Below are 9,674 nucleotides of genomic sequence, written 5' to 3'. Positions count from 1 at the left end.
AACGCTTGCACGCCGTAGCTCGGGATTCGGCCGGCGAGCTGCGGGCCGTGGAGCTGCGCGATCATCCATTCTTTGTCGCGACGCTGTTTCAACCGGAACGGGCGGCGTTGGAAGGTCGTGTGCCGCCGCTGGCGCGGGCGTTTGTGGAGGCCTGTGCAAAGTCCCGACTTTGAGCGCACCGCCCCATGGAGCACCACAAATCCCCTGTGGGAGCGAGCCTGCTCGCGATAGCGGTGGGTCAGTTTGCCTCGATGTCGAATGAGACGCCGCTTCGCGAGCAAGCTCGCTCCCACAATGGGATCGGACGCGGCCGGGAGAGCCAGGTCGGCTGTCAGGCCGCCTCGGCGAGCTTTTGATCTGGGGGCCCCGTTAACCACGCTGGCCGAACGCAGGTATTGCGCAGTGGGCAATCCGGCATGGATGCCGGATTAGCCGCGCTGGGCCATGGAGGGCCCTTCGCGGCGGGCCCACGGAGCAATATCTGCGTTCGGGCATGCCGAGCCCAAGCGAGGCACCAAGTGGTGGGGCAAGCCTTTTTTGCTTACTTTTTTTGGCGTCTGAAAAAAAGTGAGTCGCCGTCAGGGCGAAACCGTAAGTAGCCGTTACTGCGGCAATGGATATGTACCCGGCCGCCATCGCGAGCAAGCTTTGCTCCCACAGCAGTTCAGTGCGAGGTCTCTACATCACAGGTGACCAAATTAAAGAGCATGGTCACAAATTTCGCGCAAACATCGGTCATCGTGCTGGCTATTGCAGAGAACTGGACAGTCATCAAGGCTTTGCGGCATAGTCGCCGGGTTCTGACACCTGCTCATGGATAACAAGGAACAGCAGATGGCGACCCTATTGGTCCTGCACGGACCCAACCTGAACCTGCTTGGCACCCGTGAACCGGGCGTCTACGGCGCGGTGAGCCTGGCCCAGATCAACCAGGACCTGGAGCAGCGCGCCCGCGCCGCCGGCCATCATTTGCTCTACCTGCAAAGCAACGCCGAATACGAATTGATCGACCGCATCCATGCCGCGCGTGGCGAAGGCGTGGACTTCATTCTGATCAATCCAGCAGCTTTTACACACACAAGTGTCGCATTACGTGACGCGCTGCTGGCGGTGAGCATCCCATTCATCGAAGTGCATTTGTCCAACGTGCATAAACGCGAACCTTTCCGCCATCACTCCTACTTCTCCGATGTAGCAGTGGGAGTGATCTGCGGCCTTGGCGCCAGCGGTTACCGACTGGCCCTGGAGGCCGCGCTAGAGCAGCTTGAACAACAAGCTATACGCCCCTGACCGACCCTTGGGAGTTGATGATTCATGGATATCCGTAAAGTTAAGAAACTGATCGAATTGCTGGAAGAGTCCGGCATCGACGAGCTTGAGATCAAGGAAGGCGAAGAGTCCGTACGCATCAGCCGCCACAGCAAGACCCCGGCCCAACAGTTTTATGCACCGGCACCGATGCAGGCTCCGGCCGCTGCACCGGCACCGGCCGCACCGGCCGCCGCTGCTGCTCCAGCCGTTGCCGCCGCCCCTGCGCTGAACGGCACCGTCGCTCGCTCGCCAATGGTAGGCACCTTCTATCGCAAGTCTTCGCCAACCTCGCCGTCCTTCGTTGAAGTCGGCCAGACCGTGAAGAAAGGCGACACCCTGTGCATCGTCGAAGCCATGAAGATGATGAACCACATCGAAGCTGAAACCAGCGGTGTGATCGAGTCCATCCTCGTTGAAGACGGCCAGCCGGTTGAGTACGACCAACCGCTGTTCACCATCGTTTGAACCGCGGAGAGCCTTTGATGACTGCGAAGTTGGAAAAAGTCCTGATCGCAAACCGCGGTGAGATCGCCCTGCGGATTCTGCGGGCCTGCAAAGAGATGGGCATCAAGACCGTCGCCGTTTACTCCAAGGCCGACAAGGAACTGATGCACCTGGGCCTGGCCGACGAATCCGTCTGCATCGGTCCGGCGTCGGCTGCGCACTCCTACCTGCACATCCCGGCGATCATCGCCGCTGCCGAAGTGACCGGCGCCACCGCCATTCACCCAGGCTATGGTTTCCTGGCGGAAAACGCCGACTTCGCCGAACAGGTCGAAAACTCCGGTTTTGCCTTCATTGGCCCGAAAGCCGACACCATCCGCCTGATGGGCGACAAGGTGTCAGCCAAGCACGCCATGATCGCGGCCGGCGTGCCGACCGTTCCGGGTTCCGACGGCCCGCTGCCTGAAGACGAAGAAACCGCCTTGCGCATCGGTCGCGAAGTGGGTTACCCGGTGATCATCAAGGCCGCTGGCGGCGGCGGTGGTCGCGGCATGCGTGTGGTCCACAAGGAAGAAGACCTGATTTCCTCGGCCAAACTGACCCGCTCCGAAGCAGGCGCGGCGTTCGGCAACCCGATGGTCTATCTGGAAAAATTCCTCACCAACCCACGCCACGTCGAAGTCCAGATCCTGTCCGACGGCCAGGGCCAGGCGATCCACCTGGGCGACCGCGATTGCTCGTTGCAACGTCGTCACCAGAAGGTCCTCGAAGAAGCGCCAGCACCGGGCATCGACGAGAAGGCTCGCCAGGAAGTCCTGGCTCGCTGCGTCAAGGCCTGCATCGACATCGGCTACCGCGGCGCCGGTACCTTCGAGTTCCTTTACGAGAACGGTCGCTTCTACTTCATCGAAATGAACACCCGTGTTCAGGTGGAGCACCCGGTTTCGGAAATGGTCACCGGTATCGACATCGTCAAGGAAATGCTCAGCATTGCCGCCGGCAACAAGCTGTCGTTCACCCAGGATGACGTGGTGATCCGCGGTCACTCGCTGGAATGCCGAATCAACGCCGAAGACCCGAAAACCTTCATGCCAAGCCCAGGCACGGTCAAGCATTTCCATGCCCCGGGCGGCAATGGCGTTCGCGTCGACTCGCACCTGTACAGCGGTTACGCGGTTCCGCCGAACTACGACTCGCTGATCGGCAAGCTGATCACCTACGGGGCGACCCGCGAAGAAGCCATGGCGCGCATGCGCAATGCCCTGGACGAAATCGTGGTCGACGGGATCAAGACCAACATCCCGCTGCACCGCGACCTGGTCCGCGACGAAGGCTTCTGCAAAGGCGGCGTCAACATCCATTACCTGGAACACAAGTTGGCCCACCAGGCTTGATGCTCTGCGTGATGTAGAAGACCCCGGTCCATTGGCCGGGGTCTTTTTTTGCCTGCCGCTTGATCAGCTCAGCACCACCGTTGGAAATGCCTGGGCCTCGATCTCGCGCGCAGTCGCCGACCGTCCCTGCCCGGTGGTGACGGCGCCACTCGGGGTGGCGATCAGCGGGTCGCTGCGCAAGCGCGTCATGAACCCACGGGCTCGCAGCGAGACCGGATCAGCGCTCTTTTTCGCGCGCGCCAGCACCGGGATGTAGTAGCGCTCGACCAGGCTGCGTGACGTCTTGAACACCGACGTCACACCGTTGCTCAGGTCCAGGGCGACGCCATAGGTATTGCCGAAACAGGACGAATACGACCAGTGATCCCACGTCGGTTGCAGCCCCTGGCGCCTCATCACCGACCTGACCCGGCCGCCAATGTCGACCCCTGTCAGCCAGTCCCCACCCACCAGCGTGGCGCGAATATCCGTCGCTGTTCCGCCCAGGCGCTGCATGACATCCCGCAGGCTGCGCTCGATCAGCGCGCGGATATTGTGATCGAAGTGGATGACCGCCCCCACCCGGGTGGACGGGTTGTACAACGAAGCAATCACGCAGGCCTGCGCGTTCAGGGAGAACAGATAGTTGTCCGCCGCCTCGCTGAACCTCGCCACCACCGCCTCGCCCTGCAAGGCGCCCCTTGAGACATCCGGGAAGGCATGGCCGGGAAATGCTTCCCGCAGATCGCTGACGCGCCCGAGGACAAGCACTTGCTCACTGCCCCCCCTCAAGCCGACTTCTCGGCCTACCCACCTGCCGTTCCCCAGCCTGCGAATGGGCAGGTTGTACAAGGCGTCGGGGCGCCGGGCGTCCACCAGGCATAAACCGTCGAAGTGAGGATCTTGCTTCACCTGGTAGTACCTGCCTTTGCTGCGCAGGTAATAGGTATTCAGCGGTTGCGATGCGCTGGATGGGCTGCGATAGGTGCCCTTGAAGAGGCTCTCCCCGGTCACCAGCTCCAGGCCCTCGGGGACCTTGCCGACCGCCTGTTTCGGGTTGAAGCGTATGGGCTGGATGACCGGTCCACTCTCCCGGGCAATCAGCGGCGGCGCATTGGCCAGGCGCTGCCCGGACAGTGACACAGGCGTCACCACACGCTTGAGGCTTCTGGTCGCCTGCCCCAACAGTGCAGCGACGGCCCCGGCGCCCAGCGCGGCGAACAATACGCCCCAGGACGCCGTCAGCCAGTGACCCAACGCGCGATCCGCGTCGCCCTGCCAATGGGACTCGGCGGCCTGTTTGACGCTGGCGGCAATCAAGGCAACGTCCAGCAGCAGGGCGAAGGGCGGATACACCAGGCACACGGGCGCCGACGCGAACAGCAGCCCCTTGATAACCTGCTGCCTGATCACCTCGGTGCGACTCCGAGTGACGTCTTCCACATCAGTGACAGCCCGCTCGATGCCGGCATCGAACTCTGCCTGGACATCATTCACCCGATTGAACTCGCGCAATGTGTCGACACCAGTACTCGCCGCCGCCAACGCCGCCAGGGTGCGCCTGACCGCCGCGCGAGCGCCAAGGGCCACCCGCTCGAGCATATAGTCATGCAGGCGAGCGGCCACGGCCCCGGAAAAGTCCTGGTAGCGGCGAAACGCAACACCGTCCGGAGCATCCGGCGTATACAGCCAATACACGCCCTTCGGTTCGAAGTAGGCGAAGACGTAGGCACCGATCACGACATGCCCACCGAGGGTCAACCTGATCACACCTTCATGCTGCATCGCAGCCCCTGAATACACCGGGACGGACACCGGCTCAGACTCGCCCAGCAGCGTGACCTGTCGGGTGAGCCACCAGAACTCATCGGCATTCAACTGGGATTTTCCCAACGCAACACGCAAGTCACGGTCCATTCTGGTCAGCAGCAGGTTGCGGTAGGCAAGGCGGCGGGCGCTGTATTCTGGAGCCCTGGCGTCGAGGTATCGGGCACGAATTTCCCGGACATACTGCTCACCCACGTAAGCGCGTCGTAGATAGGATGCCAGTTCCGCACTGCGAACCTGCCTCAAATCCTGCCCCACCGATGAGCGCACGCCTTTTCTCGGGTCGTCGATACCGGCGTTGTCGTCATACCCGTAAATGGCCAGGTCCAGCAGGCTGGCGACTTTTGCCTGGTCGTTCGCCACCCCCGGGTGGTAGTCGATCAGCACCGTGGCGGGATCGACCGGTTCCTGCACCCCTTTGCTGCGCATATACGGGGCAATCGCTTGGGTAACGGTACGCCTGGCGAAGTCCACGAAGACTTCGTAGCCGTCCATCCGGTGGTTGAACACCTGCTGATGGACCAGCAACTCCTGGCTCAAGCTGCTGATATTACGACGCGCAGCACGCGTCAGCGCGGAGTACCAGCGTGGTGACTGGTCCCGTTCCACCTGTGCCAAGTGGTGGTCCACGCCCATGGCAACGTTGTCTTCAAGGCATGCCTTGAAACCGGTCACCGTTGACCTGGGATCGCTGCTTGAATTCCAGGTGGTCGGCTTGTTCGCCACGCGGGTGAAGTATTCCCGAGCCACGTCCCGATCGACGGGAGAGATCCGCTGCGACAGGTATTCGCGACCGGCTTCGCTACGGGTCCATGCCCCCACTTCCACGCTTGCGGCCCATAGCGAGGGCAACTCGATCCACTCCTGGCCGTCCGGTTTTCCCGGGGCATACAACAGCACGTCGCCTTGCAGGTCCTGGCGATAGAACAGGAGCAGATCGGCACACTTCAACGCGTTTGGCAGCACCAGGCCACTCACCCGTAGAGTGCTGGTGCCCCGTCCCTCCCACAGGGATTCGAGCGCCTCATGGTTGATCACTTTCAAATGACCGGCACAGCGGGCAACGAACGCGCTTTGCTGCAACCTCGCCTTGAACCAATCGAACAGGGCCTCGCGCAGCTCCCCTCGCCCATACCGGTCCACCAGCGCCTGCCAGTAGCTGGCCGGGGCGTCGACGTCCGCCAGCAATTGACTGATGAATGCGGAAGGAAGCGCCTGGTTGCGCAGCATGGCGCCGTTCTCCACCAGAAACACCCCAAGGGTGTCCGGCCTGACCGGACCGGCCGCCAGCAGCTCGCTCAGGCTCCAGGTTTGCACCGGCTGGCCCATCACGCCTCGCCACTGCACTTGCACACGAATGCGGTCAGGTTCGACCTCCATGTCCAGCTCATGCCTGACGTAGTCCTTGGCCAGTTGCCGGGCGAAGGCCCGCAACGAACCCAGGCCATCGAGCACCCCATCCACCAGCACCTGGGCCCGGGAGGTGTGGTCCTGGAAAAGCTCCAGCCGCTCACGATCCGCCTCGCCCAGCCCTCGCAGCCAGCCAGGCAGTTGCGAGCGCGCGAGCGCTTCAAGACGCTCACGCTCCGGCGCGGTCGCCAAGCCGGTCGATTCGCTCATCAAGCCCCAGTCATCCTGGCGTTCTTCAAGCTTTTCCCGCAGCGCATCGACGTCCAGGTCAGCCAACCGGTCCGGTTGGAACACGCTGTCGACGTCGGCCATGTGCGCTTCGAGCCTTTGCTTGACCCGCTCGACCAAGGTCGCATCGTCCCCACCCATTCGCCAATGTCGACGCAGATAGTCCTTGTAGTGGCCGACGAAGCTCGACGCGACGCTTTCCACCACTTGGACAATGACCTCCTGGCGCTCGACCGCAAACCCGCGATCGGCCCCGCCCGGCCAACGGTAGGGCGCCTGCTCCTCTTCGTCGGGTGCGACGGGCGCCTGGTCGATCATCCGCTGCAGCACCGTGTCCAGCAGGGCGCCGATGAAATGCGGATCGATGTTGCCGTCGTAGTAGTGGGTGCGCAGCTCGACCAACAGATATTCTTCCAGCACCTCGATCACGCTCATCTGAGTGCGCAAGCGCGCGTCGACAGCGGCCTGCCATCGGGTCATTTTTTCCAGGATGACCTGGGCACTCGCCCCCTGTGGGGAAGCGGGCAACCCCGTGCCGTTCACATCGCTTTGCCGCCTGGCAGTGTTATCCATCACAGACCTCCCTGTTGTGTGGACCCGCACCTTATCTGCCACGGGACACGCCCATGGCATACATATGTATATCGACACAACCACCCGGCGACACGCGACTCGCTTATCCACTTTGAAGGCGAGCTGGCGTACACTGCGCGCCTTTGCAGCCCTGCGCTGCCTCCTGTAGATTTTTCCAAAGGTGCCCGCCATGCCTTGGCTGCAAGTACGTCTGGCCATCAGCCCGGAACAAGCCGAAACCTACGAAGACGCGTTTCTTGAAGTCGGCGCCGTATCGGTCACCTTCATGGACGCTGAAGACCAGCCGATCTTCGAGCCGGAACTCAACACCACCCCGCTGTGGTCCCACACCCACCTGTTGGCACTGTTCGAAGGCGGCACCGAGGCGACCAGCGTGCTGGCCCATCTCGAACTGCTGACCGGCAGCCCGCTGCCCGAACATCACAGCGAAGTGATCGAGGACCAGGACTGGGAACGCAGCTGGATGGACAACTTCCAGCCGATGCGTTTCGGCCAGCGCCTGTGGATCGTCCCGAGCTGGCACGCCGCGCCGCAACCGGACGCCGTCAACCTGCTGCTGGACCCGGGCCTGGCATTCGGCACCGGCACACACCCGACCACCGCCCTGTGCCTGGAATGGCTCGATGGCCAGGACCTCAAGGGCTGCAACGTACTCGACTTTGGCTGCGGCTCGGGGATCCTGGCCATTGCCGCGCTGCTGCTGGGCGCCAGGCAAGCGGTCGGCACCGACATCGACGTCCAGGCCCTGGAAGCGTCCCGCGACAACGCCGGGCGCAATAACATCGCCGAAGACCGGTTTCCACTGTACCTGCCGCAGGACTTGCCGCAGGTCCAGGCCGATGTGCTGGTAGCCAATATCCTCGCCGGACCGCTGGTCTCCCTGGCGGCGCAATTGTCCAGCCTGGTCAAGCCGGGCGGGCGCCTGGCGCTGTCGGGCATCCTCGCCGAACAGGGCGAGGAAGTCGCCGCCGCTTATGCTGCGGACTTTGACCTGGACCCGATCGCCAATCGCGATGGCTGGGTGCGCATCACCGGACGTCGGCGCTAGAATGGCTGCCTGTATCAACCGGATCGCCGCATGACTGACAGCTTCGTCACCCAGTGCCCGCATTGCCGCACCAGCTTTCGCGTCAATCATGCTCAATTGAGCGTGGCTCGCGGAGTGGTTCGCTGCGGCTCGTGCCTGCAAGTGTTCAATGCCGCACGCCAGTTGTTGGAGCAACGCACCGCCAGGGAAGCCGCTGCGCCTGTCGTGCCGCCCGCCAGGCCTGCCGCCGAAGCACCACCGCGGGCGATCAGCCAGAAGCAATGGACCGCAGCTGAACTCGACCTCGATGACCTGGACAAGGAACTGGCTCGCCTGGAGCGGCGCGACAACCGCGCGCCGGGAAATGCCGGAAGGCGCCGCGAAGACAATCTGAGCGCGCAACGCGACCCGCTCACGGATGAGCTGCAAACCTGGTCCGACAGCCTCTACAGCGATTCCCCCAGCGAACGCGCCGAAGCCGTGCTCCTGACGCCCGCCGAACCGTTCGAGCCCCACGAACCCGCCCGGCCACCGCGCACCGAGCCGTCCCTGTCCCTGGCCCTCGAACCGCTGGAGCCGGACGACGAGCCCGTCGCCCCGCTGCGCCTGGAACCGGACGACGAGCCTGAAGAGCGCCTCGAACGCCTGTCCGCGACCGACGACCACGACGAAGCACCGGAGCCACCGCTGCCGCTGCGCAAGTCACGCGAACGCCAGGAGCCCGGCATACGCGCCGAGGCCCTGCAGGACCTGGACGACGACCCGCTGCAACTGGACTGGCGCAAACGCCGTTCACCCTGGGGCCGGCGCCTGCTGTGGGGCTTGCTGATCCTGCTCGCAGCCGCCGCGTTGGGCGGCCAGTACATTGCCTATCACTTCGAGGAATTGGCCCGCCAGGACCAATACCGCCCGTGGTTCCTGCAAATCTGCCCGACCCTGGGCTGCGACGTACCGTCCAAGGTCGACATCGCCAAGATCAAGAGCAGCAACCTGGTGGTGCGCAGCCATCCGGAGTTCAGCGGCGCGCTGGTGGTGGACGCGATCATCTACAACCGCGCGCCCTTCTCCCAGCCCTTTCCGCTGCTGGAGTTGCGCTTTGCCGACCTCAACGGCCACCTGATCGCCAGCCGTCGCTTCAAGCCCGGGGAATACCTGGGCGGTGATCTCGAAGGCCGCGGCGAAATGCCGCCGCAGACGCCCATCCACATCGCGCTGGACATCCTCGACCCGGGCTCCAAGGCGGTGAACTACAGCCTGAGCTTCCATTCCCCCGAGTGAAGCCCGCCCGGGTCGACCGATTGACGGCAGCTTTCTGACTCACCCCACCCGGACCAAACCGCTGGCAATAACAGAATAGCTGTTCAGATTTTATCCAATTCGACCTTTATCCAGTCATCGAGAGCGGGTATCATGCCCACCCTTTTTCGAAGTCTCATGATCCGGCCCCACTTCAGGGAAGT

Annotated in this window: 6 protein-coding genes; 5 read left to right on the top strand and 1 reads right to left on the bottom strand. The window is 63.1% G+C overall.

Features of this window, described 5'->3' with window-relative positions:
* The first annotated feature begins 834 nt into the window (after nt 1-834).
* The 3 genes from aroQ to accC are packed head-to-tail and all read left to right on the top strand — an operon-like array spanning nt 835 to nt 3,149.
* A complete protein-coding gene (gene aroQ / locus J7E36_RS08930; protein WP_215001969.1) occupies nt 835-1,290 on the top strand; it encodes a type II 3-dehydroquinate dehydratase in 456 nt (151 codons plus the stop codon).
* Nucleotides 1,291-1,314: 24 nt separating this feature from the next.
* Complete coding sequence (gene accB / locus J7E36_RS08925; protein WP_215001967.1) at nt 1,315-1,776, top strand: acetyl-CoA carboxylase biotin carboxyl carrier protein; 462 nt, start codon at nt 1,315-1,317, stop codon at nt 1,774-1,776.
* 17 nt (nt 1,777-1,793) lie between these two features.
* Complete coding sequence (accC, locus tag J7E36_RS08920) at nt 1,794-3,149, top strand: acetyl-CoA carboxylase biotin carboxylase subunit (protein WP_215001965.1); 1,356 nt, start codon at nt 1,794-1,796, stop codon at nt 3,147-3,149.
* Nucleotides 3,150-3,212: 63 nt separating this feature from the next.
* Here accC and J7E36_RS08915 read toward each other — a convergent pair whose 3' ends face one another.
* Nucleotides 3,213-7,166: a dermonecrotic toxin domain-containing protein gene (locus J7E36_RS08915; protein ID WP_215001962.1), complete on the bottom strand. Its 3,954-nt coding sequence runs from the start codon at nt 7,164-7,166 to the stop codon at nt 3,213-3,215.
* Between the two features lie 190 nt (nt 7,167-7,356).
* Here J7E36_RS08915 and prmA point away from each other — a divergent pair, with 190 nt between their 5' ends.
* Nucleotides 7,357-8,235: a 50S ribosomal protein L11 methyltransferase gene (gene prmA, locus J7E36_RS08910; RefSeq protein WP_215001960.1), complete on the top strand. Its 879-nt coding sequence runs from the start codon at nt 7,357-7,359 to the stop codon at nt 8,233-8,235.
* Between the two features lie 30 nt (nt 8,236-8,265).
* On the top strand, nt 8,266-9,492 hold the full coding sequence (locus J7E36_RS08905; protein ID WP_215001958.1) for a DUF3426 domain-containing protein: 1,227 nt from the start codon (nt 8,266-8,268) through the stop codon (nt 9,490-9,492).
* Nucleotides 9,493-9,674 lie beyond the last annotated feature (182 nt).

Origin of the sequence: Pseudomonas fluorescens, from assembly GCF_018614775.1 — a bacterium.
Taxonomy (GTDB): domain Bacteria; phylum Pseudomonadota; class Gammaproteobacteria; order Pseudomonadales; family Pseudomonadaceae; genus Aquipseudomonas; species Aquipseudomonas fluorescens_BY.
Note: the sequence above shows the minus strand (reverse complement) of the source record. Positions and strands in the feature narration are given on the sequence as shown.

Bases quoted from the DNA above. Each gene is read 5' to 3' on its own strand.
- aroQ (WP_215001969.1), top strand. From the start codon at position 835: ATGGCGACCCTATTGGTCCTGCACGGACCCAACCTGAACCTGCTTGGC.
- accB (WP_215001967.1), top strand. From the start codon at position 1,315: ATGGATATCCGTAAAGTTAAGAAACTGATCGAATTGCTGGAAGAGTCC.
- accC (WP_215001965.1), top strand. From the start codon at position 1,794: ATGACTGCGAAGTTGGAAAAAGTCCTGATCGCAAACCGCGGTGAGATC.
- J7E36_RS08915 (WP_215001962.1), bottom strand. From the start codon at position 7,166: ATGGATAACACTGCCAGGCGGCAAAGCGATGTGAACGGCACGGGGTTG.
- prmA (WP_215001960.1), top strand. From the start codon at position 7,357: ATGCCTTGGCTGCAAGTACGTCTGGCCATCAGCCCGGAACAAGCCGAA.
- J7E36_RS08905 (WP_215001958.1), top strand. From the start codon at position 8,266: ATGACTGACAGCTTCGTCACCCAGTGCCCGCATTGCCGCACCAGCTTT.